The sequence below is a fragment of the Microlunatus panaciterrae genome (assembly GCF_016907535.1).
Classification (GTDB): Bacteria; Actinomycetota; Actinomycetes; order Propionibacteriales; family Propionibacteriaceae; genus Microlunatus; species Microlunatus panaciterrae.
This window is the reverse complement of the sequence record NZ_JAFBCF010000001.1, coordinates 3,330,183-3,354,196: the sequence shown is the minus strand read 5'-3', so window position 1 is coordinate 3,354,196 and position 24,014 is coordinate 3,330,183. Positions and strand designations below refer to the sequence as shown.

The 24,014-nt window shown below is 69.7% G+C and carries 26 protein-coding genes; 14 read left to right on the top strand and 12 right to left on the bottom strand.

Annotated features, from left to right (window positions below):
• Position 1: 1 nt before the first annotated feature.
• From JOE57_RS15300 to ctaC, 4 genes are read right to left on the bottom strand one after another with little or no spacing between them, the layout of a single operon-like run.
• Entirely contained in the window at positions 2 to 274 is a 273-nt protein-coding gene (locus tag JOE57_RS15300; protein WP_204919344.1) for a DUF2277 domain-containing protein, read from the bottom strand.
• A 56-nt stretch (positions 275 to 330) separates the two neighbouring features.
• Positions 331 to 726 carry a cytochrome c oxidase subunit 4 gene (locus tag JOE57_RS15295; protein WP_204919342.1) on the bottom strand — a complete coding sequence of 132 codons (396 nt, stop codon included), beginning with the start codon at positions 724 to 726 and terminating at the stop codon, positions 331 to 333.
• On the bottom strand, positions 723 to 2,498 hold the full coding sequence (gene ctaD / locus JOE57_RS15290) for an aa3-type cytochrome oxidase subunit I (protein WP_204919341.1): 1,776 nt from the start codon (positions 2,496 to 2,498) through the stop codon (positions 723 to 725). Before ctaD ends, JOE57_RS15295 begins: the two co-directional genes overlap by 4 nt.
• Positions 2,495 to 3,340, bottom strand: a complete 846-nt coding sequence (gene ctaC, locus JOE57_RS15285; RefSeq protein ID WP_338041333.1) for an aa3-type cytochrome oxidase subunit II — start codon at positions 3,338 to 3,340, stop codon at positions 2,495 to 2,497. Before ctaC ends, ctaD begins: the two co-directional genes overlap by 4 nt.
• Before the next feature lie 102 nt (positions 3,341 to 3,442).
• On the opposite strand from ctaC, the gene JOE57_RS15280 reads away from it, so the two are divergent.
• Together JOE57_RS15280 and JOE57_RS15275 are read left to right on the top strand one after the other, a co-directional pair.
• Positions 3,443 to 4,585, top strand: coding sequence for an aminotransferase class V-fold PLP-dependent enzyme (locus tag JOE57_RS15280; protein WP_204919339.1), 1,143 nt, complete (start codon positions 3,443 to 3,445; stop codon positions 4,583 to 4,585).
• 64 nt (positions 4,586 to 4,649) lie between these two features.
• The gene (locus tag JOE57_RS15275) at positions 4,650 to 4,886 is read left to right on the top strand and encodes a sulfurtransferase TusA family protein (RefSeq protein WP_338041332.1); all 237 of its coding nucleotides are present in this window, start codon (positions 4,650 to 4,652) and stop codon (positions 4,884 to 4,886) included.
• Between the two features lie 136 nt (positions 4,887 to 5,022).
• Here the strand turns inward: JOE57_RS15275 and JOE57_RS15270 are convergent, their stop codons facing one another.
• Both JOE57_RS15270 and JOE57_RS15265 read right to left on the bottom strand, forming a co-directional pair.
• A complete protein-coding gene (locus JOE57_RS15270; RefSeq protein ID WP_204919335.1) occupies positions 5,023 to 5,385 on the bottom strand; it encodes a HesB/IscA family protein in 363 nt (120 codons plus the stop codon).
• A 146-nt stretch (positions 5,386 to 5,531) separates the two neighbouring features.
• Positions 5,532 to 6,602 carry a glycerate kinase gene (locus JOE57_RS15265; RefSeq protein ID WP_204919333.1) on the bottom strand — a complete coding sequence of 357 codons (1,071 nt, stop codon included), beginning with the start codon at positions 6,600 to 6,602 and terminating at the stop codon, positions 5,532 to 5,534.
• A gap of 52 nt (positions 6,603 to 6,654) precedes the next feature.
• Here JOE57_RS15265 and JOE57_RS15260 point away from each other — a divergent pair, with 52 nt between their 5' ends.
• Positions 6,655 to 7,245 (top strand): DinB family protein, encoded by a 591-nt coding sequence (locus JOE57_RS15260; RefSeq protein ID WP_204919331.1) that lies wholly within the window; start codon positions 6,655 to 6,657, stop codon positions 7,243 to 7,245.
• 23 nt (positions 7,246 to 7,268) lie between these two features.
• A complete protein-coding gene (gene nadA / locus JOE57_RS15255) occupies positions 7,269 to 8,441 on the top strand; it encodes a quinolinate synthase NadA (RefSeq protein ID WP_204919329.1) in 1,173 nt (390 codons plus the stop codon).
• Between the two features lie 91 nt (positions 8,442 to 8,532).
• Here nadA and larA read toward each other — a convergent pair whose 3' ends face one another.
• From larA to JOE57_RS15240, 3 genes are read right to left on the bottom strand one after another with little or no spacing between them, the layout of a single operon-like run.
• A complete protein-coding gene (gene larA, locus JOE57_RS15250) occupies positions 8,533 to 9,828 on the bottom strand; it encodes a nickel-dependent lactate racemase (RefSeq protein ID WP_204919327.1) in 1,296 nt (431 codons plus the stop codon).
• Positions 9,828 to 10,112, bottom strand: a complete 285-nt coding sequence (gene pspAA / locus JOE57_RS15245) for a PspA-associated protein PspAA (protein ID WP_204919325.1) — start codon at positions 10,110 to 10,112, stop codon at positions 9,828 to 9,830. Before pspAA ends, larA begins: the two co-directional genes overlap by 1 nt.
• Entirely contained in the window at positions 10,109 to 10,984 is an 876-nt protein-coding gene (locus tag JOE57_RS15240; protein ID WP_204919323.1) for a PspA/IM30 family protein, read from the bottom strand. Before JOE57_RS15240 ends, pspAA begins: the two co-directional genes overlap by 4 nt.
• Before the next feature lie 312 nt (positions 10,985 to 11,296).
• Here JOE57_RS15240 and JOE57_RS15235 point away from each other — a divergent pair, with 312 nt between their 5' ends.
• From JOE57_RS15235 to JOE57_RS15225, 3 genes are all read left to right on the top strand, one after another.
• A complete protein-coding gene (locus tag JOE57_RS15235) occupies positions 11,297 to 11,866 on the top strand; it encodes a DUF3043 domain-containing protein (RefSeq protein WP_204919321.1) in 570 nt (189 codons plus the stop codon).
• Positions 11,867 to 11,933: 67 nt separating this feature from the next.
• Positions 11,934 to 12,941, top strand: coding sequence for an aldo/keto reductase family protein (locus JOE57_RS15230; protein WP_204919319.1), 1,008 nt, complete (start codon positions 11,934 to 11,936; stop codon positions 12,939 to 12,941).
• Complete coding sequence (locus JOE57_RS15225) at positions 12,941 to 13,156, top strand: hypothetical protein (protein ID WP_204919318.1); 216 nt, start codon at positions 12,941 to 12,943, stop codon at positions 13,154 to 13,156. The genes JOE57_RS15230 and JOE57_RS15225 overlap by 1 nt, the downstream gene beginning before the upstream one ends.
• Before the next feature lie 39 nt (positions 13,157 to 13,195).
• Here JOE57_RS15225 and JOE57_RS15220 read toward each other — a convergent pair whose 3' ends face one another.
• Both JOE57_RS15220 and gcvT read right to left on the bottom strand, forming a co-directional pair.
• Complete coding sequence (locus tag JOE57_RS15220) at positions 13,196 to 13,543, bottom strand: hypothetical protein (RefSeq protein WP_204919316.1); 348 nt, start codon at positions 13,541 to 13,543, stop codon at positions 13,196 to 13,198.
• Positions 13,527 to 14,660 (bottom strand): glycine cleavage system aminomethyltransferase GcvT, encoded by a 1,134-nt coding sequence (gene gcvT, locus JOE57_RS15215; protein ID WP_338041331.1) that lies wholly within the window; start codon positions 14,658 to 14,660, stop codon positions 13,527 to 13,529. Before gcvT ends, JOE57_RS15220 begins: the two co-directional genes overlap by 17 nt.
• Before the next feature lie 139 nt (positions 14,661 to 14,799).
• Between gcvT and JOE57_RS15210 the strand changes: the two genes are divergently transcribed.
• On the top strand, positions 14,800 to 16,305 hold the full coding sequence (locus tag JOE57_RS15210; RefSeq protein ID WP_204919312.1) for a leucyl aminopeptidase: 1,506 nt from the start codon (positions 14,800 to 14,802) through the stop codon (positions 16,303 to 16,305).
• A gap of 140 nt (positions 16,306 to 16,445) precedes the next feature.
• On the top strand, positions 16,446 to 17,477 hold the full coding sequence (locus JOE57_RS15205) for a hypothetical protein (RefSeq protein WP_204919310.1): 1,032 nt from the start codon (positions 16,446 to 16,448) through the stop codon (positions 17,475 to 17,477).
• 87 nt (positions 17,478 to 17,564) lie between these two features.
• On the opposite strand, the gene JOE57_RS15200 is transcribed toward JOE57_RS15205, so the two are convergent.
• Positions 17,565 to 17,909 (bottom strand): hypothetical protein, encoded by a 345-nt coding sequence (locus JOE57_RS15200; RefSeq protein WP_204919308.1) that lies wholly within the window; start codon positions 17,907 to 17,909, stop codon positions 17,565 to 17,567.
• A 79-nt stretch (positions 17,910 to 17,988) separates the two neighbouring features.
• On the opposite strand from JOE57_RS15200, the gene lpdA reads away from it, so the two are divergent.
• The 5 genes from lpdA to lipA all read left to right on the top strand — a co-directional run bounded on the left by lpdA (position 17,989) and on the right by lipA (position 24,000).
• Positions 17,989 to 19,383, top strand: a complete 1,395-nt coding sequence (lpdA, locus tag JOE57_RS15195; RefSeq protein ID WP_204919306.1) for a dihydrolipoyl dehydrogenase — start codon at positions 17,989 to 17,991, stop codon at positions 19,381 to 19,383.
• 164 nt (positions 19,384 to 19,547) lie between these two features.
• Positions 19,548 to 21,347 (top strand): 2-oxoglutarate dehydrogenase, E2 component, dihydrolipoamide succinyltransferase, encoded by a 1,800-nt coding sequence (gene sucB, locus JOE57_RS15190; RefSeq protein ID WP_204919304.1) that lies wholly within the window; start codon positions 19,548 to 19,550, stop codon positions 21,345 to 21,347.
• Positions 21,348 to 21,361: 14 nt separating this feature from the next.
• Positions 21,362 to 22,297, top strand: a complete 936-nt coding sequence (locus tag JOE57_RS15185) for a TIGR01777 family oxidoreductase (RefSeq protein WP_204919303.1) — start codon at positions 21,362 to 21,364, stop codon at positions 22,295 to 22,297.
• A complete protein-coding gene (gene lipB, locus JOE57_RS15180; protein WP_204919301.1) occupies positions 22,294 to 23,034 on the top strand; it encodes a lipoyl(octanoyl) transferase LipB in 741 nt (246 codons plus the stop codon). Before JOE57_RS15185 ends, lipB begins: the two co-directional genes overlap by 4 nt.
• Before the next feature lie 9 nt (positions 23,035 to 23,043).
• Entirely contained in the window at positions 23,044 to 24,000 is a 957-nt protein-coding gene (gene lipA, locus JOE57_RS15175) for a lipoyl synthase (RefSeq protein ID WP_204919299.1), read from the top strand.
• Positions 24,001 to 24,014 lie beyond the last annotated feature (14 nt).

Sequence of the window (24,014 nt, the reverse complement as noted above, 5' to 3'; positions counted from 1 at the left end):
CTCAGGCGTTCGCGAACCGCTTCGCGCTGCGCTCGCGGGCCCGCTCGGCCTCCACCTCGCGGTTCTTGGGTGGAGCGGAGGTGGTCAGCGCCTCGAGCAGGTGGTGGGTGGCGTGCGCCACCTCCGCAACGGCCCGGTCGAAGGCCTCCTGGTTGGCCTTCGACGGCTTGGTCGTCCCCGCCACCTTGCGGACGTACTGCAGCGCGGCGGCGTGCACCTCGGCAGACGTGGCCGGCGGGTCGAAGTTGTGCAGTTGATGGATGTTCCGACACATACTGCGACCCTAGTCGTTGGCGGCGACAAGATCACCCCTGTCGACGACGCAAGCGGCTAGTGCGCGTGCTCCTTGCGGTAGAACTCGTAGATCCAGCCGGTGCAGGTGAAGGCGCCGAGGGCGAAGCCGAGGATCATCAGCCACCAGCCGAACACCGGACCCAGCGCGATCAGGGCCACGGTCAGCGCGCAGAACAGCGGCCAGATGCTGTGCGGCGGGAAGAAGCCGAGCTCGCCGGCGCCCTCGGCGATCTCGCCGCCCTTGCGGTCTTCCGGCCGGGGGTCGATCCGGCGGGAGATGAGCCCCAGGTAGCCGGTGATCATGAACACCAGGAAGAAGGTGAGCAGCAGCGCGGCGGTGCCGGCCGGTTCGTGACTGGAGAACCAGTAGATGGGGGTGACGACCAGGAAAAAGATCGTCAGCGCACCGAAGATCCAGGCCTCTGCCCTCATCGGCCCTCCCCCGCCTCGTGGTGACCGGCCTCGTGGTGACCGGCGCGATTGTGCAGCTCCGCCATCCTGCCCTCGTCCTCACCGGCGTCGAGCAGCCCGTCCTCGTCGGCGTTGTTGGCCGGGTACTCCAGCAGTGCGACCTCCGGGTGGTGCAGGTCGAAGGCCGGCGACTCGGATCTGATCCGCGGCAGCGAGGCGAAGTTGTGCCGCGGCGGTGGGCTACTGGTGGCCCACTCCAGCGACCGACCCCAGCCCCACGGGTCGTCTGAGTTCACCAGCGGAGACTTGCGCGAGATCCAGACGTTGTACAGGAACGGCAGCATCGAGACCCCGAGCAGGAACGCACCCACCGACGAGACCTGGTTGAGGACGGTGAAGCCCTCGTTCGGCAGGTAGTCGGCGTACCGGCGCGGCATCCCTTCGACGCCCAGCCAGTGCTGGACCAGGAACGTGGTGTGGAAGCCGATGAACAGCAGCCAGAAGTGGATCTTGCCCCAGGTCTCGTTGAGCATCCGCCCGGTGAACTTCGGCCACCAGAAGTAGAAGCCGGCGAACATCGCGAACACCACCGTGCCGAAGACCACGTAATGGAAGTGAGCGACCACGAAGTAGGTGTCGGACACCTGGAAGTCCAGTGGTGGGCTGGCCAGGATGACCCCGGTGATGCCGCCGAACAGGAACGTCGTCAGGAAGCCGATGGACCACAGCATCGGGGTGTCGAAGGTCAGGCTGCCGCCCCACATGGTGCCGATCCAGTTGAAGAACTTCACCCCGGTGGGTACGGCGATCAGGAACGTCATGAAGGAGAAGAAGGACAGGCTGACCGCACCGGTGACGAACATGTGGTGGGCCCACACCGCCACCGAGAGGGCGCCGATGCCGAGGGTGGCGCTGACCAGACCGATGTAGCCGAAGATCGGCTTGCGGCTGAAGACCGGCAGGATCTCGGTGATGATGCCGAAGAACGGCAACGCGATGATGTAGACCTCAGGATGACCGAAGAACCAGAACAGGTGCTGCCACAGGATCGGTCCCCCGTTGGCGGCGTCGAACACGTGCGCCCCCAACGCGCGGTCGGCCTCGAGCACCAGCAGCGCCGCAGCCAGGATCGGGAACGCGATCAGCACCAGGATCGAGGTGACCATGATGTTCCAGGTGAAGATCGGCATCCGGAACATGGTCATGCCGGGAGCCCGCATCGTCAGGATCGTGGTGATGAAGTTCACCGCGCCCAGGATGGTGCCCAGACCGGCCAGGTAGAGGCCCATCAACCAGAGGTCACCGCCGACGCCGGGAGAGTTCACCGCATCGCTCAACGGCGCGTACGCGAACCAGCCGAAGCTCGCTGCCCCCTCGGGTGAGAGGAAGCCGGAGACGGTGATCAGGCCACCGATCAGGTACAGCCAGTAGGAGAACATGTTCAGCCGCGGGAAGGCCACATCGGGGGCACCGATCTGCAGCGGCATGATCGCGTTCGCGAACCCGGCGAACAGCGGGGTGGCGAAGAGCAGCAGCATGATCGTGCCGTGCATGGTGAAGAACTGGTTGTATGTGTCGTAGGACAGATACTGCAGCCCCGGGAAGGCCAGCTCGGCACGGATGGCCAACGCCAGCAGACCGCCGAAGGCGAAGAAGCACATCGAGGTGATGAAGTAGAGGTTGCCGATCACCTTATGGTCGGTGGTCGTCACCCACTTCCAGATGGTCTGGCCGAGCTCACGGGTCGGTGCTGCGACGTCGGTCGCCGTTGCGGTCCGCTCCAGTGTGGTCACCGGTCACCTTCTTTCTGAGTGCCACCGATGGTGGTGCTGCTCTGCGCGCCCTTCGCCTCGCCGATCTGGCCCTTGTCGGCAAGGCTCTTCAGGTGCGCGTTGTAGTCGGACTGGCTGACGATCTTGACGGTGAAGATCATCGCCGAGTGGTAGGTCCCGCACAGCTCGGCGCACTTGCCGGCGAAGGTCCCCTCCTTGGTCGGCGTCACGTCGAAGGTGTTGTGCCGACCAGGCACGACGTCCATCTTCATGTAGAACGACGGGATCCAGAAGGAGTGGATGACATCGGGAGAGGAGAGCTTGAACCGGACCGACTCGTTGACCGGAAGGTAGAGGGTCGGCGACTTCTCGATCGTCCCGGTCTCCCAGACGTCGTTGCCGACCGCCGAGTTCTGGGCTTCGCGGTAGTTGAACGTCCATGACCACTTCTGGCCGACCACGTCGATGGTGTGTGCCGGCTTGGCCTCCTTGGCCAGCACGTTGTCCTGGCTGATCACGGTGAAGTAGAACAGCACCGCGATGGCGATGAACGGCGCAGCCGTGTAGAAGATCTCCATCGGCAGGTTGTACCGGGTCTGGCGCGGCAGCTCGCTGCCGCGGCGGCGGAACCGGATGATGACGTAGCCGATCAGGCCCCAGACACCGAAACCGACGATGCCCCCCAGGATCCAGAAGCCGATCCAGAGGTCATGGATGTACGGCGCCCGGTCACCGGCGGCCTCGGGTAGCCCGAGCCGCTGCAGATGCGCGACATCCGCTGAGCTGCACCCGGCGAGCGCCAAGGCGGCGACCGCAACCATCGCCGCCAGCGGCCGGCGCAGCCACTTGTCCCTCACACCCACGTCGTGCCTTCCTAGGTTCAAAGATCAGACTGGTCGAAACACTACGGTCACCTTAACGCAGGACGTCGGAGCGAACGGTGCGGGTTCGGTTAAGTTTCAGGTGTGGCGAATTCGGTGGTCCCAGCCTTCCTGGACGCGTCTTCCGGTGAGCCGATGCTGCCCGAGGCACGGGAGGCCTGGAACGCGGCGCAGGACTCCGGCTGGGGCGACGTGCTCCGGCTGCACCGGCCGGGCAGACTGGCTGCGCAGGCCCTCGACCGGGCCCGAGCCCTGGTGGCCGAGACCGTCGGCGCCCGGGAGGACGAGGTCGTCTTCGTCAGCTCCGGCACCCATGCCGCCCACGCGGCCATCGCCGGCCTGGCGCTGGGGCGAGCCCGAACCGGCCGCGGGCTGGTCGCCTCCGCTGTCGAGCACTCCTCCGTGCTGGCTGCCTGCGACACCTTCGGCGACGGCCGTCGGGTTGGGGTGGACCGGCTCGGCCGGGTCGACCTGGCCGGGTGGCGCGAGCAGGTGGAACGCCCCGACGTCGCGGCCGCCTGCCTGCAGGTCGCCAACCACGAGGTCGGCACGCTGCAGCCGTACGGTGAAGCGGCTGAGATCTGCCAGGGCGCGGGCGTACCGCTGGTGCTGGACGCGACCAGCGCGCTCGGCCGGATCCCGCTCGACCAGGCCGGCGGATGGTCGGTGCTGACCGGATGGGCCGGGGCCTTCGGTGGACCGGCGTCGGTCGGCATCATGGTCATCCGTCGGCGAGCCCGCTGGCGAGCCCCCTACCCCGCCGACGACTACCAGGCGGGTCGGTGGCCGGGCCCCGTCGACGTACCCGCCGTGGTGGCGGCCGCGGTCGCCCTGCACACCTGGGTGCAGCAGCGGGCGGAGGTCGCAGACCGGCAGCGGGTGCTGGTGGACCGGATGCGGCACCGGATCGCCGCGACGGTGCCCGACGTCGACCTGGCCGGCGACCCCGACCAGCGGCTGCCGCACCTGCTGACGTTCTCCGTCCTCTATGTCGCCGGCGAGGCGCTGACCCTCGAGCTGGACCGGGCCGGTATCGCCGTCGCCAGCGGGTCGGCCTGCAGCGCCAGCTCGGAGGAACCCTCGCACGTACTGGCGGCGATGGGGGCACTCACCCACGGCAATATCAGAGTCGGGTTGACCCGGACCTCGTCCCAGACCGAGGTCGACGCCCTCTGCACCGCGCTGCCCCCGATCGTGGCCGAGCTGAGGTCACGCCTCGACCTGTGAGCGTGCGGCCGGGGCCCTCTCCTCGGCACGAGGTGTTGACTGGTCGGGGTGTTGAATGGTCGCCGTGACCACATCCCCGGAGGACCAGCCGGCCCTGCAGCTGGACTGTCTCGGGATGAAGTGCCCGCGGCCGATCATCGAGCTGGCCAGGCGGATGTCCGAGGTGCCCGTCGGAGCGGTGGTTGAGCTGCTGGCCGACGACCCGGCGGCCGGACCGGATGTCGCCGCCTGGTGCCGGATGCGCAGCCAGCAGCTGGTCGCCGACCAGCGACCGCGGTTCCTGATCCGCCGCACGGCCTGACAGCGATCACACCCGGAGACGGCCAAGGCCCCCGCTCCGAAGGAACGGGGGCCCCAGGCTCGATACCACAGGCTCATTGGCTGAGACTCGGTGCTGTCGGCTGGCGCTCGGCGCTACCAGCCGCGAACGCCAGGTCTCAGTGGAAGCTGTCGCCGCAGGCGCACGAGCCGCCGGCGTTCGGGTTGTCGATGGTGAAACCCTGCTTCTCGATGGTGTCGACGAAGTCGATGGTGGCGCCGGACAGGTAGGGGGCGCTCATCCGGTCGGTCACCACGTTGACGCTGCCGTAGGACTTGACGATGTCGCCGTCCAGGCTGCGCTCGTCGAAGAACAGCTGGTAGCGAAGGCCGGAGCAGCCACCCGGCTGGACCGCGACGCGGAGCGCCAGATCGTCACGTCCCTCGCCCTCGAGCAGAGCAGCGACCTTGCTCGCTGCCTCGTCGGTGAGCACGATGCCGTCGGTCACGGGGGCTGCGGTGGTCTGGTCCTGCACAGTCATATTCTTCTCCAGTCTGCTGACTCGGCTTGTACATCGCAGAACCTCACGACACCGGCGAGTATTCCCGCCGACTGTGCTCGTCCTGCCGGAGTCAGTCTACGACCGCCGGACGGGCGTTCCAAACCCCCAGGACGCGGCTGTTGTCCTCACCAGGACCAGGACCGGGCGATCCGGCGGCTGGTCGCCGCCAGTTCGGCGGCGGTGGTGTCCCCGCCGGTGGGATCGTCCCCGGCCGAATCCCGGACCGCGTAGGCCGACTCGATCCCCATCGTGCGCATCTCCCGGCCGCCGATCAGAACCTCGCCGGCGACCACGATGCAGGGGCAGAGCGCCGCGCCCGCCTGCCGTGCCGCCTCGGCGACCACGCCGCCGCCTCGGCCGGCGAAGTCGAACACGCCGCAGCCGGTCACCACCAGGTCGGCACGCCGAACCGTCGCGGCCAGGTCGGCCAGCTCGGCGGTGAAGGCGGGGCCGGAGAGGATCCGGCCGCCGAGTGCGGCGATCGCCATGCCGGTGCCGCCACACGCCCCGACACCGGGCAGGTCGAGGACCTCGGGTCGAGCCAGTCGGGCGAGGCGCTCCAGGCTGGCGTCGGTGGCCAGCAGCCTCGCCGGGTCGTCGCCGGCCTCGCGACCCTTGAGCGAGGTGATCCCCCGCAGTCCGACCAGGAGCTGTTCGGTCTGGTCACCGGGAACGACGCCGATGAGCTCGGCGTCCCCGAGCAGCTCGATGACCGGGTCCAGGTCGAGCCGGGTGAGGTCGCCGAGGGCGGCCACTCCTGCATCGAGCGGGACGTCGGCGGTGGCTCCCAGGGCAGCCAGCAGGCCGGCGCCGCCGTCGTGGCAGCGGGCTGCGGTCAGGTCGACGAGGATGCGGGCGGGCCGGGTCGCGGCGTTCTGCAATGCCTGCCGGAGGGCCCGTCCCAGCCCCACCGAGCTGCCGTGCAGGTCGATACCTGTAGACGGCTGGGCCGACGGGGGTTCCGGGGCGACCAGGAGGGCATCCGCGCCGACCGTCAGGTTGACGATGAGGTCGTCGAGCACGCCGGAGACGAGGTCGCTGCCCCACTGGTCGGCGACCGCCTGGGCGAAGCCACGGCCGGCCTCCCCCATCGGGACCACGGCGACCTCGGCGTCAGGCCAACCCTCGGCGATCGCGGTGCCGGCCCGGGCCGATGACATCGCACCGATCGAGTCGACGGCCACCACTACACGCATGAGGAGGATTGTCCTCTAGTGGTTGTCAGAGGGCCGTGCCAGGTTGGACTTCATGGACACCGGGCGCGAGATCGACTGGACAGCCGAGCTGGCGCAGCAGCTCGACTGGCACTGGCAGCACCAGGTCCGGCCACGGTTGGCCGGGCTGACCGACGCGGAGTACTTCTGGGAGCCGGTGGCCGGCTGCTGGAACCTGCGCCCGCGTTCGGCCGGCACCCCACCGGAGGCCGCCGGCGGCGGTGACTTCGTGATCGACTTCGCCGTGCCCGAGCCGGTGCCGCCGCCGGTCACCACGATCGCCTGGCGGATCGGTCATCTCCTGGTCGGCGTGCTCGGCGCACGCAACGCCAGCCACTTCGGCGGTCCGCCGATCGACTATCAGAGCTATGACTATCCGGGAACGGCGGCACTGGCGCTCGAGCGGCTCGACCAGGCGTACGCAGGCTGGATCGGCGGGGTGCGCGGCCTCGACGATGCCGGGCTGGCCCGGCCGTGCGGGGAGTACGGCTTCGAGCAGGACCCGATGGCCGGGCTGGTGCTGCACATCAACCGCGAGACGATCCACCACTGCGCCGAGATCGCCCTGCTGCGCGACCTGTACGCCCACCGTCAGCCACCCCTCGATCCTCGCCCGCCTGGCTGAGGGGGCGCCGGTAGGCTGGGAGAATGACCATCACCTCCACCCCGCTGTCGCTCTTCGTGCTGGGCAAGGAGTCGGACCCGCAGTCCGAACGAGGGGTCGAGTGCCCCGGGGACCTGCCGCCCGCCTCCGACCCTGCACTGGTGGAGCGAGCGCGCCGCGCGAAGGCTGCACTGGGCGACCGGCTGTTCGTCCTCGGCCACCACTACCAGCGGGACGAGGTCATCCAGTTCGCCGACGTCACCGGTGACAGCTTCAAGCTGGCCCGCGAGGCGGCTGCCCGGCCGGAGGCCGAGTTCATCGTCTTCTGCGGAGTGCACTTCATGGCGGAGTCCGCCGACATCCTGACCGCGCCGGAGCAGAAGGTGATCCTGCCCGACCTGGCGGCCGGCTGCTCGATGGCCGACATGGCCCGGCTGGCGCAGGTGGAGGATGCCTGGGACGTGCTCGCGGCCGCCGGCGTCGCCGACGTCACCGTGCCGGTGACATACATGAACTCGTCGGCCGACATCAAGGCGTTCTGCGGTCGGCACGGCGGCGTCGTCTGCACCTCCTCCAACGCCAAGTCGGTGCTGGAGTGGGCCTTCCAGCGTGGTGAGAAGGTGCTGTTCCTGCCCGACCAGCATCTCGGCCGCAACACCGCCGTCCTGCAGCTGGGCCTCGGGCTGGACGAGTGCGTCGTCTACGACCCGCACCGGCCCGACGGCGGGCTGACCGCCGAGCAGCTGGCGGCGGCGAAGGTCATCCTGTGGAAGGGCCACTGCTCGGTGCACGGCCGGTTCACGGCCGAGGCCGTCGACGACGTGCGCGCCCGGATCCCCGGCGTCAAGGTGCTGGTGCACCCCGAGTGCCAGCACGAGGTCGTGCTGAAGGCAGACCTGGTCGGCTCCACCGAGTTCATCATCAAGACCCTGGAGCAGGCACCCGAAGGCTCGGCCTGGGCGATCGGCACCGAGCTCAACCTCGTCAAACGGCTCGCGAACGCCCACCCGGACAAGCAGATCGCCTTCCTGGAGAAGACGGTCTGCTACTGCGCCACGATGAACCGGATCGACCTGCCGCATCTGGTCTGGGCGCTCGAACAGCTCGTCGAGGGCAACGTCGTCAACCAGATCACCGTCGACGAGGAGACCAGCCGGTACGCCAGGGAGGCGCTCCAGCGGATGCTGGACCTGCCCGGCGAGACCGCCAAGGACTAGCCACCGCCAGCTGCATCCTGATGCCGTCCCGTCAGGCTGAGGTTGGATCTCCGGTCGTCTCCGGTAGGGGTCGGCAGCGCCGCCTCGGGGGTCAGCGCAGGTAGGGAATCGTCTGCGGACCCTCGGGCAGGACGCAGCAGCGTGCCCCCGGGCCGGCCGCGGCCAGTGCGGCGAGGACGAAGGCGCCGACATCGTCGACCGCACCTAGGTGCGCCGTGGCGAGCTGCTCGCCGGTCAGGCCGGCACAGTGCACGCTGACCCTCGCCCGGGTCTGCACCTTGGCCTGGATCTGCACCTGCCACTGGTCCGGCACGGTCTCCGACCGGCCCTCGATCTGGGCCAGCAGGGCCGCCGGCGACTCCGCAGACGTCAGGACGTCGACGTACGAGCCATGGTCGGGAAAGCCGTCTGAGCACTCGGCGACGGCAACCAGCACGCCACCGGGCTTGACCACCATCGCGCCTGCCGACATGCCCTTCACCGCCTGGTAGAGGTTCTGGTCCAGCGGGTAGCCGGAGTTGGTCGTGACCACCACATCGAACGGACCGTCCACCGGCACCATCGCCAGCTCCCTGGCCTTCTCGCAGGCGGCCGCGTGCATCGCGAGCAGGTCCCCGCCGAACGCCTCGACGATCTCATGGTCCCGGTTCATCACCACGTCAACTGCGTAGGTCGCACCGGTCTGGGCGGCGATCGCCCGGACGTCGTCGTGCACCGGGTTGGTCTCGGTCACCCCCCAGGTCGCCCTCGGGTCGGCGATCCGGGCCGCGTCGTGCAGCACCAGCACCGTGTCCAGACCGGCCAGGCCCGGCGCGATCATCTTCGGGCCGCCGCTGAAGCCGGCGAAGAAGTGCGGCTCGACGAACCCGGTGGTGATCTTGATGTCGGCCTCCACCCAGTGGGTGTTCAGCCACACCGGCACACCGTTGCCGGCGGTCCCGCACCAGGTCAGGCTGTCCGGGTCGCGGGCGTCGTGGTTGACGACCCGGACCCGGTCGACCACAGCGTCGGTCAGCATCTCCCTGAGTTCGGCGTCGTCGTTGCCGCGGTGGGTGCCGGTCGCGACCAGGATGGTCACGCGGTCCAGGTCGACCAGGTCGGCGATCTCGGCCAGCACCGCCGGGACCATCACCTCGCGCGGCTGAGCCCGGGTGCCGTCGCAGACCGAGATCGCCACCGTCGAGTCACGGGAGGCCCCAGCCGCGGCCAGCCGCTCTCGCAGCGGGAGCCCCGCCACCGGCTCGCGGAGGGCGCGGCGCACCTCGGCAGCCGGGTCGGCGACGCCGGGCCGGTAGCTCGGCTCGATCACGGTGGTCTGGTCACTGGGCAGGTCGACGACCAGCCCGTCGCGGCCGTAGGCGAGCCTGATCTGTCGGGTGCCGGGCATCAGCCGGGGATGAGTCCCTCTTCGGACTCGTCCAGCAGCCGCCGCACCTCGTCGAGGGTCGCGTCGGACGAGGGCAGGATGAGGTCGGAATCCTGCAGCGCGTCATCAGGGACGACCGCGCCGCTGCTGCGGACCTGCTCGAGCAGCGAGTGCAACGCCGCAGCCAGCTGCTGCTCGTCGTTCGCCTGCACCGCCTGCTCGACGGCATCGTCCAGTCCGTTCAGGGCGGCCACCGCCTGCTCGTCGAGCACCCACTGGCCCTCGCCGAGGATGCGCACGATCATCGCAGGTCCTCGTGGTTCGGCTGCTGCACCCCAGGAGCCTGCTGCTGCCCGGTCGACCACTGCTGGCCGGCGTCCGGGGCGGTGTAGCCACCCTGGGTGGGCGGCGCCGCCGACTGCGGCGTCGGGTTGCCCTGACCCTCGAGGGCGGCGGGCGCAGCCGCGGCCGGACCGGCGCCGAGGGATGCCTTCATCCGGGCCAGCTCGTTCTCGACGTCGGAGGACGAGGCCAGCTGCTCGAGTTCGAGGGTGATGTCGTCCTTGGCCGTACCGGTCGGGTCCTCCAGTGCACCGCTGGCGAGCAGCTCGTCGATGGCACCGGCCCGGGCCTGCATCTGGGCGGTCTTGTCCTCCGCGCGCTGGATGGCCAGCCCGACGTCGCCCATCTCCTCTCCGATGCCGGAGAAGGCCTCGTTGATCCGGGTCTGCGCCTCGGCTGCGGAGTAGGTCGCTTTGATGGTCTCCTTGCGGGTCCGGAAGGCGTCGACCTTGGCCTGCAGCCGCTGGCTGGCGCGGGTGAGCTTCTCCTCCTCGCCGAGCAGCTGGGCGTGCTGGGTCTGCAGGTCGGCCAGCTGCTGGGCGATACCCGACTTGCGGGTCAGCGCCTCGCGGGCCAGGTCCTCACGACCGACCTGAAGAGCCTTCTGCGCCTGCTGGTTGAGCTTGTCGATCTGAGCGTTGAGCTGGTTGGCCTGCAGTTCCACCCGCTTGCGGCTGGTGGCAACGTCGGCGACGCCACGACGGACCTTCTGCAGGAGCTCGAGCTGGCGCTGGTAGGAGTAGTCGAGGGTCTGCCGCGGGTCTTCCATTTTGTCCAAGGCCTTGTCGGTCTTGGCGCGGAAGATCAACGAGATGCGCTGAAAAATGCCGCTCATGACGTGTCAGCTGGTCCTTCCAGTCTTCTGGGTGCAACGAGGTGTCCCTCACTCTATGCCTGCGGCGGTAGCGAACACAGGTCACGGTTGCGGGTAGTTTCGTCATTGGGTGGAACCCCTGACAGAATCCAGGGGTTCGAGCGATCGGGTCGGGGTGGCGGCCGGCGGCACCGCCGAGAGCCTCACCGGAGGCGATCGCGAGAGGGCCCAGCTCCACTGCACCACCCGTCACCAGCCCTGTCCAGTTCAACCCCGTTAAGTTCAACCCCGTTTAGCCAGCATCGTCCAGCCAGCACAGTCGAAGAGGTACCCGTGGCATTCTTCCGTCGCAACAACAACGAGGTCGCCGACCCCGAGCCGAGCGAGCCGACGATGGACTCGACCGTCGCCGGGCGGGCGAAGAAGGACCGGCCGACGCCGACCCGGAAGGAGGCTGAGGCGCTCCGCCGGCAGCGGCTGCACCGTCAGCTGACGAAGAAGGAGGCCCGGGCGGAGAACGCCCGCGCTGCCCGTACCGACCGGATGCGCGCGATGCAGGCCCGGGACGCGACGCCCGAGAAGGCCCTGATGCGTGACTATGTGGACTCGCGTTTCAACATCGGCGAGTTCCTGCTGCCGAGCCTGGTGGTCATCCTCGCGCTCACGTTCCTCAACTCGGTGCTGCCCGCACTGACGTTCATCAGCACCATCCTGATGTACCTGTTCATCCTGCTGGTGATGTTCGACGGCTTCCTGATGTGGCGGGGCTTCAAGAAGGTGCTGGCCGAACGGCAGCCACGGGCGCAGACCAAGGGGCTGCTGTTCTACGGGATGAACCGGGCGATTCAGATCCGTCGCTTCCGGGTACCGCCTCCCCGGATCAAGCGCGGCGAGTCCTTCTGACCGACCCAGCTCTGATCCACCCCCATTCTCATCGGCACGTCTCCCATCATCGAGTGAAGAGGACAGCATGGAGTTTCGTTATCTTGGCAACAGCGGCCTGAAGGTCTCGGCCGTCTCCTACGGCAACTGGGTGACGCACGGCTCGCAGGTCGAGGCCGAAGCCGCTACCCGTTGCGTCCAGGCGGCACTGGAGGCCGGCATCACCACCTTCGACACCGCGGACACGTACGCCAACACCAAGGCCGAGGTCATCCTCGGTGACGCGCTCGCGGGTCAGCGGCGGGAGAGCCTGGAGATCTTCACCAAGGTCTACTTCCCCACCGGCCCCGGCGGCCCGAACGACACCGGTCTGTCCCGCAAGCACATGATGGAGTCCATCAACGGCTCGCTGAAGCGGTTGAAGACCGACTACGTCGACCTCTACCAGGCGCACCGCTACGATCACGAGACTCCTCTCGAGGAGACGATGCAGGCATTCGCCGACATCGTCCGGGCTGGCAAGGCGCTCTACATCGGCGTCAGCGAGTGGACGCCCGATCAGCTGCGCGCCGGGCACGCCCTGGCCCGCGAGCTGCGCATCCCGTTCGTCTCCAACCAGCCGCAGTACAGCGCCCTCTACCGGGTGATCGAGCCGGAGGTCGTGCCGACCTGCCGTGAGCTCGGCATCAGCCAGGTGGTGTTCTCGCCGATCGCCCAGGGAGTGCTGACCGGCAAGTACAAGCCGGGCCAGCCGGTGCCGGAGGGTTCCCGGGCCACTGACGAGCGCGGCTCGCAGTTCATCCAGCACATGCTCACCGACGAGGTGCTGACCCGGGTGCAGAAGCTGGCGCCGCTGGCCGAGGCCGAGGGGCTGAGCATGGCCCAGCTGGCCGTCGCCTGGGTGCTGCAGAACGACAACGTGGCCTCCGCCATCACCGGCGGGTCACGCCCGGAGCAGATCGCCGACAACGCCGCCGCCGCCGGCAAGAAGCTGTCCGCCGAGACGATGGCCGGCATCGACGAGGCGCTCGGAGACGCGGTCGAGCGTGACGGCTCGGTGGTCGGGCAGGCCTCGCCGAAGTCCCGGCTGACCTGATGAGCTGGCGCTGGCAGGCCGACAAGCCCCGAGGCGTCGTCATCGACGCCGCCGGGCTGGGACTGGAGCAGACGTTCCCGGCCCAGGGCGACGCGGAGAGCTGGCTGGGCGAGGCCTACCCGGAGCTGGCCGAGGCGGGCGTGACCGCCGTCAGCCTGTTCGAGGGGGACCGGCTGGTGTACGGACCGATGAGCCTGGCACCGGAAGGCACCTGACCGGACGGCTCCGGGTCGAAGACGAGCGGACCTCGGCGGTCAGCGTGGTGTGTCATTCGCGCCGGGCGGCGGGGTCCGCCGTCGCCGGCGGTTCTCGCCGGTGAGGAGCATGGCGCCGAAGCCGGTCACCACGACGCCCACGCCGACGATCACCGGCCTGGCGTTGCGGACCGCCGCAGCCCGCTGTTCATAGCTCTGCACTCCGGTGCCGTCGGCCTTGCGGCAGACGTCCCCGGGGTGCATCAGCGCGCCCCGGCAGGTGACGTCCGGGTGCGCGCCGAGGGTGAATGGGTAGGCCATGATCAGCAGCCCGACGATGATCAGCAGCAACTGGGCCACTGGCGGCCAGGGCGCTGTGCGCCGGGCATGATCAGGTTTCACGGACACCGGGGGTGACGAACGGCGGCCGGGTGATCACGAACGACTCGGCCCGGCCGCGGATGTCCACCGTCACCGTGTCACCGTCGGAGAAGGCGGCATCGACCAGTGCCAGGGCGATGCCCGTCTTCAGCGTCGGGGAGAACGTCCCCGAGGTGACCTCGCCGATCCTGTCGCCGGCCGGGCTGGACACCGTCATGTGCGGTCGCGGGATCCCTCGACCGACCGCCTTGAGACCGCGCAGCAGCCGACTCGGGCCGGCCTCCTTCTCGGCCCGCAACGCCCGGTCGCCGAAGAAGGCGGGCTTCTTCCAGCCCACCGCCCAGCCGAGCCGCGCCTGCACCGGGGTGATCTCTGGTGAGATGTCCTGGCCGTGCAACGGGTAGCCCATCTCGGTACGCAGGGTGTCGCGGGCACCCAGGCCGGCGGGCCGCAACCCGTACGGCTGGCCGGCGGCGACCACCGCGTCCCAGACGGCGACGGCCCGGTCGGCCGCTGCCACCAGCTCGTAGCCGCGCTCGCCGGTGTACCCGGTCCGGCAGACGGTGACGGGCGCGCCCTGGAAGGAGGCGGTGACGAAGGACATGTAGTCGTGGCCGGCGGGCAGCCCGGCAGCGGTCAGCACCGCGTCGGAGTGCGGTCCCTGGACGGCGATCACGAAGAAGTCCCGGTGCTGGCTGGTGACCACGACCCCCGGCAGAGCTGCCTCGGCCAGCCGGGCCACGACGGCCGCGCAGTTGGCCGCGTTCGGGATCAGGAATACCTCGTCGTCGGACTTGAGATAGGCGATCAGGTCGTCCACCACACCACCGTCGTCCGCGCAGAGCAGGGTGTACTGGGCCTGTCCGGGGCCGATCCTGGTCAGGTCGGCGGTCAGACAGGCGTTGACGAAGTCCGCTGCCCCGGGACCGGCGACGGTGGCCTTGCCGAGATGGCTGACGTCGAAGAGGCCGACCGCGTTGCGGACCGCCGCGTGTTCGGCCAGCACTCCGCCGGCGGCGTACTCCAGCGGCATCGACCAGCCGCCGAACTCGGCGAACTTCGCACCGGCCTCCAGGTGGCGGCCATGCAGCGGTGACGTCTGCAGCTCGGTGGCTGCCGGCCCTGCGTGGTCGTCGGGCGACACGGTGTCTCCTCTCCGCCCGGAAGCCTCCGGGGACATTCGGAACCTATCGCAATCTCGACGCCGGATCGGACGGGCTAGCCTGTCTGTTGCCCAGCCTGTCTCTTGCTGGTCCCACCCGCCTTGCTGAAAGGGAACCCTCGTGCCCGCACCCGCACTGCCCCCGCTCACGTTCTCCCGTACCGTGCCCAACGATGCCGATGTGCTGATCATCGGTCTCGGCGGCTCCGGAGTGGTCGGCGTTCCCGACGGTGTCGAGAAGGACTACGCGAAGCGGTACGGGGTGGCGCTGGCCGAGATGGCCAAGAGCCTGGGGGCCAAGGCCGCGGCGGACAACTGCCAGGCCATCCCGGGCATCGCCGGCGGTCCACGGATCCTGGTGGTGGGGATCGGCGAGACGGAACCGACCCCGGAGGACCTGCGGCGGGCCGCCGGCGCCGGGGTGCGCAGCGCGGCCGGGCTGGCCGACGACGAAGCCCTCGGTGTTGCCGTGTCGCTGGGTGCCACCGAACCGGAGACGGTCCGCGCCGTCGCCGAGGGGGCGCTACTGGGCAGCTACCGCTACGCCCCGATCACCTCCGGCGACGCCGCCGAGGCGCGGATAGGCAAGATCACCGTGATCGGCGAGGCGAGCAGCCGTCAGGGTCCGCTCCAGGACTCGGTTGAGGCCGCCAAGGTGGTCGCAGCTGCGGTGCTCGTCGCCCGGGAGTGGGTCAACATCCCGCCGAACCTCCTCTATCCGGAGTCGTTCGCCGAGGAGGCCCGCGGCCTGGTCAAGGACGCCAAGATCGCTATCGAGGTGCTGGACGAGAAGGCGCTGGCCAAGGAGGGCTACGGAGGCATCCTGGCGGTCGGCGGCGGGTCGTCGCGCCCTCCGAGGCTGGTGCGGCTGAGCTATGCGCCGCGCGGGGCGAAGTTCCACCTGGCCCTGGTCGGCAAGGGCATCACCTTCGACTCCGGCGGTCTGAACATCAAGCCGGGCGACGGCATGTACACCATGAAGAGCGACATGTCCGGCGCCGCGGCGGTCCTCGCCGCCACCCATGCGATCGCCCAGCTCGGTCTCAAGATCAAGGTCACCGCCTACGGCGCGCTGGCCGAGAACCTGCCCTCCGACACCGCGTACCGGCCGTCGGACGTGTTGACCATGTACGGCGGCAAGACCGTGGAGAACGGCAACTGCGACGCCGAGGGCCGGCTGGTGATGGCCGACGCGCTGGCGCGGGCCGGTGAGGACAAGCCGGACCTGATCATCGACGTCGCCACCCTGACCGGCGCCTGCGTGGTGGCCCTCGGCGAGCGCACCGGCGGCCTGATGACCAACGACGAGGAGACCGCCGATCGGATCCTCGACGCCGCCGAGATGGCCGGCGAGGACTTCTGGCAGCTGCCGATCCCCAAGGAGATCAAGCCCAAGCTCGAGTCCAAGGTCGCCGACTTGCGCTCCACCGGCAGCGACCGGTATGCCGGCGCCCTGGTCGCGGCCGCGTTCCTGCGCGAGTTCATCGGCGAGGACACCCCCTGGGCCCACCTCGACATCGCCGGCCCCGCCTTCCACGGCGGCGCCCCCTACGGCTATGTCTCCCCCGGCGGCACCGGCGTCGCAGTCCGAACCCTCGTCGCCCTCGCCGCCAACCTGACCGCCTGAGACCCCGTTGGCGGCTTGTGCAGGTTTCAAGACCCGCACGACCTGCACAGCCCGCCAACGCGGAAGGCAATAAGGGCTGAGGCTGTGGAAAACCCCGATTTTCTCTCGATCCGAGTCTGCCGGTCGCGCAGTCTGGCGGGATGGCACGTAGCCGGTTCCGGACTGAGCTGACCACTGCACAGCTGCCGCTCTCGGCGGCCGAGCTCGTTGCCCGCGGCGTCACCAGGTCGATGCGCTGCGGACCGAAGTGGCGGCGCACGAGCCGCGGCTTCTTTCTGCCCAGCCAGCTGCCGGACACCCCGACCCAGCGCATTCTTGCGGCCGTTCCCCTCGTGCCGGCTTCCGGTGCCATCACCGGCTGGGCTGCAGCCTTCGCCCGCGGGGTCGACGACCTAGACGGTTTGGACCCGTGCACGATGCAGCCGCTCCCAGTGCTGATCTGCCTGGGCCGGGACGTCGGCCGTGGAACGGCTGCGGCGTACTGCCGGGACCGGCTCCCCGATTCTGATGTCGCCGAGGTGGCGGGGATCAGGTTCACCACTGCCCTGCGTGCCGGGATGGACTGCGCACGGTCGGCCCCAGACCTTGCTGAGGCAGTGGCTGTCGTGGATGCGATGGCCCGGCAACGTGTCTTCGGGCTGGGGCTGCTGGCGCGCTACCTCGGGCGGCACCCGGGTTGGCGAGGCATCCACCAGGCCCGCCGAGCCTGCGAGTTGGCTGACCCCCACGCGCGCAACGGGTGGGAGTCAAGGCTCCGCGTCTTCTACCAGGTCGACCTGGGACTGCCCAGGCCACTGGCCAACGCTCCCCTCTTCGACCGGCGAGGCAATCTTCTCGGGATTGGGGACCTGGTGGACCCGGATGCCGGTCTGGTGCTGGAGTTCGACGGTCAGGACCATCGAGGTCGCCACCGGCATCGGGCTGACAACGTACGCGAGGAGCGGCTGGAGGACCATCATCTGGTCGTGATCCGTGTCGACAGTCTGGATCTGCGCCACCATCGGGCCGATCTCAAGGCGCGGGTACTCAGCGGTCGACGCCGTGGTCTGGCCCGTGACCGGAGCCGGGACCGGTGGACGCTGCGTCAGCCCGACTGGTGGCTGGCCGACGAACCGATCGACGAACAGCTGACTGCTGAGGAACTCGGGTGGCTGCTCGGCGACGGCCGCTGATCCCCAGGCCCGTACGCTTTGGCGGGCTCTGCACCTCTTCCCCGCATTCCGACCTGCATAGCCCGCCAAATGCCGGAGTATGGGCGCTCAGCGCAGGTGAGGATGCTTCTTGTTGCGTGTGTTGTAGTCCCGCATCCGCTGCGGGTAGCCGACGACGGCGGCGTCGTAGCCGGGGATCTGCAGGTGCTCGGCGAAGGCGTGGGCCCATTCGGGTGACGGGACCACCCGTCGGGTCCACTCGCCGTCGTACGCGACCAGCAGCAGGGTGGTCTGGGTGACCGAGGTCTTGGGCTCGACGTATGCCTCAACCCCCTTGCGGGTGCGGGCGAACTCGGTCAGGTGCAGAGTGACGGCGTCGTCGACCTGACGACCGGCGCGACCGCCCCTGGTCCCGCGCCTCAGCCGTGCCGGACCCCTCTTGAACCAACCCATGTCGCCAATTATGGCTGCGCCGACCAAGATGCAGCGCCACCTCGACTCCGCCGGAGCGGCAACTGACAAGATGGCGGCCATGACTGCGAGCTATGACCTGGTCATTCTGGGCGCCGGCAGCGGGGGGTACGCCTGCGCCCTCAGGGCGGCGCAACTGGGGCTGACGGTGGCCCTGATCGAGAAGGACAAGGTCGGCGGCACCTGCCTGCACCGCGGCTGCATCCCGGCCAAGGCGATCCTGCACGCGGCCGAGATCGCGGATGCGGCCCGCGACGGCGCCAGGTTCGGGGTCCACGCCACCGTCGAGTCGATCGACGCGGTCGGCGTCCGCGACTATGCCGACGGTGTCGTCAACCGGCTCTACAAGGGCCTGACCGGACTACTCGGCTCACGCACCATTACCGTCGTCGCCGGTGAGGGCCGGCTGGTGCGGACCGAGGACGGTCCGGCGGTCGTGGTCGGCGACCAGACCTACACCGGTACCGGCATCGTGCTGGCCTCTGGCTCCTACCCACGGACGCTGCCCGGACTCAGCATCGACGGCGAACGGGTGATCACCAGCGACCACGCGCTCCGACTCGACCGGCTGCCCCGCTCGGCTGTGGTGCTCGGCGGCGGGGTCATCGGGGTCGAGTTCGCGTCGGCGTGGCGGTCGTTCGGTGTCGACGTCACCGTCGTCGAGGCGCTCCCCCGGCTGGTGCCCAACGAGGAGCCGGAGATCTCCCAGGCGCTGACCCGGGCCTTCCGCCGACGCGGGATCCAGGCGGTCACCGACCATCCGATGGAGTCTCTGGAACAGACCACGGACGGCATCCGGCTGAAGCTGGGCGACCGCTCCCTCGACGCGGATCTGCTACTGGTGGCCGTCGGACGCGGCCCGGCCACCGACAACCTGGGCTATGCCGAGGCGGGGGTCGCCCTGGACCGCGGCTTCGTCACCGTCTCGGCCCGGTTGGAGACCTCGGTGCCCGGCGTCTACGCGGTCGGCGACCTGGTCGCCGGGCTCCAGCTGGCCCACCGGGGGTTCGCGCACGGCATCTTCGTCGCCGAGGAGGTCGCGGCCCGCACCGGCCGGTACGACAGCAGCCCCGTCCCGGTGCTGGACCGCGACATCCCGAAGGTGACGTACAGCGACCCCGAGATCGCCTCGGTCGGCCTGACCGAGGCCCAGGCCCGGGAGACGCTGGGTGAGGTGGAGACCCTGAAGTACGACCTGGGCGGCAACGGCAGGTCGCAGATCCTCAAGACGCAGGGCTTCGTCAAGCTGGTCCGGGCCAAGGACGGACCGGTGGTGGGGGTGCACATGATCGGCGCCCGGATCGGGGAGCTGGTCGGCGAGGCGCAGCTGATCACCAACTGGGACGCCCATCCCAGCGACGTGGCCGGGCTGATCCACGCCCACCCCACCCAGAACGAGGCGCTCGGTGAGGCGCACCTGGCCCTGGCCGGCAAGCCGCTGCACGTGCATGGTTAGCCCGGTGGCCCGGGCCGGGGCGATGCCCACCCACTCAGGCGTCGTCCGAATGCCCGCCATTCGGCGCAGCCCTCGCGCGGCCCGGAGCCTCGGAGGCTAGGCTGATCCCGACTTAACGCAGATCACGTCACCGTGCCCAGCACACGAAGGGGTCCCGAACCACCATGTCGACTTCTGTAACTCTCCCCGCACTCGGCGAAAGCGTGACCGAAGGTACGGTCACCCGATGGCTCAAGCAGGTCGGCGACACGGTCGCCGCCGACGAGCCGTTGCTGGAGGTGTCCACCGACAAGGTCGACACCGAGATCCCGTCCCCCGCCGCTGGCGTGCTGCTGGAGATCAAGGCGCAGGAGGACGAGACCGTCGAGGTCGGCGCCGTGCTGGCCGTGATCGGTGACGAGGGTGAGGGCGGCGGCGAGGCTGCGCCGGAGGCCGAGGAGCCTGCAGCCGAGAGCGAGCCGGAGCCGGCAGCGGAGCCGGAGCCCACCCAGGAGCAGGCGCCCACCGCCGAGGACCAGTCCGAGCAACCCGCCCCCAAGCCGGCGAAGGCGTCGTCGGGCGCGGGCACCGAGATCACGTTGCCTGCTCTGGGCGAGAGCGTGACCGAGGGTACGGTCACCCGCTGGCTCAAGCAGGTCGGTGACCGGGTCGAGAACGACGAGGCCCTGCTGGAGGTCTCCACCGACAAGGTCGACACCGAGATCCCCTCCCCTGCGGCCGGGGTGCTGCTGGAGATCCGGGTCCAGGAGGACGAGACCGTCGAGGTCGGCGCCGTGCTGGCCGTCGTCGGCGAGGAGGGAGCGGCCGAGGCCGAGCCCGAGCCGACACCCGAGCCCGAGCCGACACCCGAACCCGAGCCGACACCCGAGCCCGAGCCGACACCCGAACCCGAGCCGACACCCGAGCCCGAGCCGACACCCGAACCTGAGCCGGAGCCCAAGCCCGAGCCGAAGCCGGAACCGAAGGCCGCCCCGGCGCCGGAGCGCCGATCCGCCCCCGTGCCGGTGGCGACAGCCACCGACGCCGAGGCCGGCTATGTGACCCCGCTGGTCCGCAAGCTGGCGGCGGAGCACGGGATCGACCTGGGCACGGTGAACGGGACCGGTGTCGGCGGTCGGATCCGCAAGCAGGACGTGCTGGCTGCGGCCGAGTCCGCCAAGGCCGCGCCGGAGCCGGAGCCGGCGGCCGCCCCCGCCGCGAGCGCACCGGCAGCTGCCGCGGTTGCGGTGCAGCCGAGCTCGCTGCGTGGCACCACCGAGAAGATGACCCGGCTGCGCAAGACCATCGCCAACCGGATGGTCGAGTCGCTGCACGTGGCCGCCCAGTTGACGACCCTGGTCGAGGTCGACCTGACCAACGTGTCCCGGCTGCGGGCCAGGGTGAGGGACGACTTCGCCGCCCGCGAAGGCGTCAAGCTGTCCTACCTGCCGTTCCTGGTGAAGGCGGCGGTGGACGCGCTGAAGGTGCACCCGAAGGTCAATGCCACCATCGACCTCGAGGCCGGCACGATCACCTACCCGGCGGCCGAGAACGTGTCGATCGCCGTCGACACCGACAAGGGGCTGCTGGTGCCGGTGCTGAAGGAGGCCGGCGACCTGAGCCTGGCCGGCATCGCCCGCAAGATCGCCGATCTGGCCGAGCGCAGCCGCACCAACAAGCTGGTCCCCGACGACCTGGCCGGTGGCACCTTCACCATCACCAACACCGGCAGCCGGGGCGCGCTGTTCGACACCCCGATCATCAACCAGCCGCAGTCGGCGATCCTCGGCACCGGCGCGCTGGTAAAGCGTCCGGTGGTGGTGACCGACAAGGTGCTGGGTGAGGTGATCGCGGTCCGCGACATGATGTACCTCGCCCTGTCGTACGACCACCGGATCGTCGACGGCGCCGACGCGGCCCGCTTCCTCAGCACCCTGAAGGAGCGGCTGGAGGAGGGTGACTTCGGCGCGGAGTTCGGTCTCTGACCTACGCTGACGGGGTGAGCACAGACACCAAGAAGTTCCTGCTGGCCGGCAGCTCCGGATTCCTGGGCAGTGCGCTCCGGGTGCATCTTGCCGAGCACGGGCATGAGGTGGTCCGGCTGGTGCGGCGGCCGCCGGCGACAGCGACCGAGTTCCGCTGGGACCCCGCCGCCGGCACCGTCGACCAGAGCGCTCTCGAGGACGTCGACGTGGTGGTCAACCTGGGCGGCGCCGGCATCGCCGACCGGCCGTGGACGCAGGCGCGCCGGGAGGTCATCCTGAGCTCTCGGCGCGAGACCACCCTCACCCTGTCGCGTGCGCTGGCCCGGCACGCCGACACCGGCGCCCGGCCGGCACTGCTGCAGGCCAGCGGGGTCGCCTGGTACGGCACCCGGTCCGGGCCGGAGCCCTTCACCGAGGACGCCCCGGTCGCCGACGACTGGCTCGCCGGTGTGGTGCAACGGTGGGAGGACGCCACCCGGCCGGCCACCGAGGCCGGGCTCCGGGTGGCGCTGCTGCGGACCAGCCCGGTGATGGACGGCTCCGGCGGTCCGCTGAAGCTGATGAAGCTGCCGTTCTCCCTGGGTCTGGGAGCCCGGCTCGGCGACGGTAGCCAGCACATGGCCATGATCAGCCTGACCGACTGGCTCAACGCGGTCAGCTGGATCGCCGACCACGAGGACGCCTCCGGCCCGCACAACCTCACCCTCCCGCAGCCCTGCACGAACGCCGAGTTCACCGCGGCACTCGCGGCTGCCCTGCACCGACCGGCCGCTCTGCGAGCTCCGGCCCTGGTGCTCAGAACCGCCCTGGGCGAGCTGGCCGACCAGCTGCTCGGCGACCAGAACATCGTGCCGCGACGGCTGCTGGACGAGGGGTTCAGCTTCGTCGCTCCAGATGTCGAAACGACGGTCCGGGTGGCGCTCGGCCAGCGCGTAAACTCGCCGGCATGAGTCTGGAGTTCCGATACCCCGGCGGCCTGGGCAGCGCGCTGACCGACTACCGCGAGGCCTGGGACCTGCAGCGCAGCATCCACGCCGAGGTGGTCGCCGGCTCGAGCCCCGACACTGTGATCCTGCTGGAGCACCCACCCGTCTTCACCGCCGGCAAGCGCACCGAGGCGCATGAACGTCCTCTCGACGGCACCCCGGTGGTCGACGTCGACCGTGGTGGCAAGATCACCTGGCACGGCCCTGGACAGCTGGTGGGCTATCCGATTGTGAGACTGCCGGACGCCGTCTACGTCGTCGACTACGTCCGACGGCTCGAGGAGGCCATGATCCGCACCTTCGCCGAGCTGGGCCTGGCCAGCGGGCGGGTGCCGGGACGGTCCGGCGTCTGGGTGCCGGCCGACGCCACCCGACCGGAGCGCAAGGTCGCCGCCATCGGCGTCCGGGTCGCCGCCCGCGCCACGATGCACGGCTTCGCCATCAACGTCGATCCGGACATGTCCTGGTTCGACCGGATCATCCCCTGCGGGATCGCCGACGCCGGCGTCACCTCGCTGGCGCTCGAGCTGGACCGGCCGGTGCTGATCACCGAGGTCGCGCACGTGCTGCGGCCGTACCTGGAGGAGATGCTGTCCTTCCAACCCTACGACCGGTCCCCCGACGTCGCGGCCGTGCCGCCGGTGCCGGCAGGCGTCAGCTACGGTCTCACCGTTCCCAGCCCCGCCGGGGTCAGCGAGTAGTCTGGCCTGGTGACCATCGCACCCGAAGGACGCAAGCTGCTGCGGCTCGAAGTTCGCAACGCAGCAACCCCCATCGAGAAGAAGCCGTCGTGGATCAAGACGACGGCGAGGATGGGTCCGGCGTACCGCGAGCTCACCGAGCTGGTCAAGAGCGAGGACCTGCACACGGTCTGCCAGGAGGCCGGCTGCCCCAACATCTTCGAGTGCTGGGAGGACCGCGAGGCCACCTTCCTGATCGGCGGCGACCAGTGCACCCGGCGCTGCGACTTCTGCCAGATCGACACCGGCAAGCCGGCCGACTTCGACGCCGCCGAGCCGCTGCGGGTGGCCGAGTCGGTGCAGAAGATGGGCCTGCGGTACGCGACCGTCACCGGCGTCTGCCGCGACGACCTGCCCGACGAGGGTGCCTGGCTGTACGCCGAGACCATCCGCAAGATCCACGAGCTCAACCCCGACGTCGGCGTGGAGATGCTGGCCCCCGACTTCTCCGGCAACCTGGACTACCTGTCCCAGCTCTTCGACGCCTCCCCGGAGGTGTTCGCCCACAATGTGGAGACGGTGCCGAGGATCTTCAAGCGGATCCGGCCGGGCTTCCGCTACGACCGGTCGCTGGACGTGCTGCGGGCCTCCAGAGACGCCGGCCTGGTAACCAAGTCCAACCTCATCCTCGGCATGGGCGAGAGCCGCGCCGAGGTCTCCGAGGCACTGCGCGACCTGCACGACGCCGGCACCGAGATCATCACCATCACGCAGTATCTGCGCCCGTCGCCGCGACACCATCCGATCGCCCGCTGGGTGACGCCGGACGAGTTCGTCGAGCTGCAGGGTGAGGCCGAGGAGATCGGCTTCGCGGGCGTGATGAGCGGTCCGCTGGTCCGTTCCTCCTACCGCGCTGGCCGTCTCTACCGCCAGGCCGTAGAGTCCCGCCTGGACTGGAAGCCACTCGCTGCCCGCACCCAGAGGTAACACGAGCCGAGACA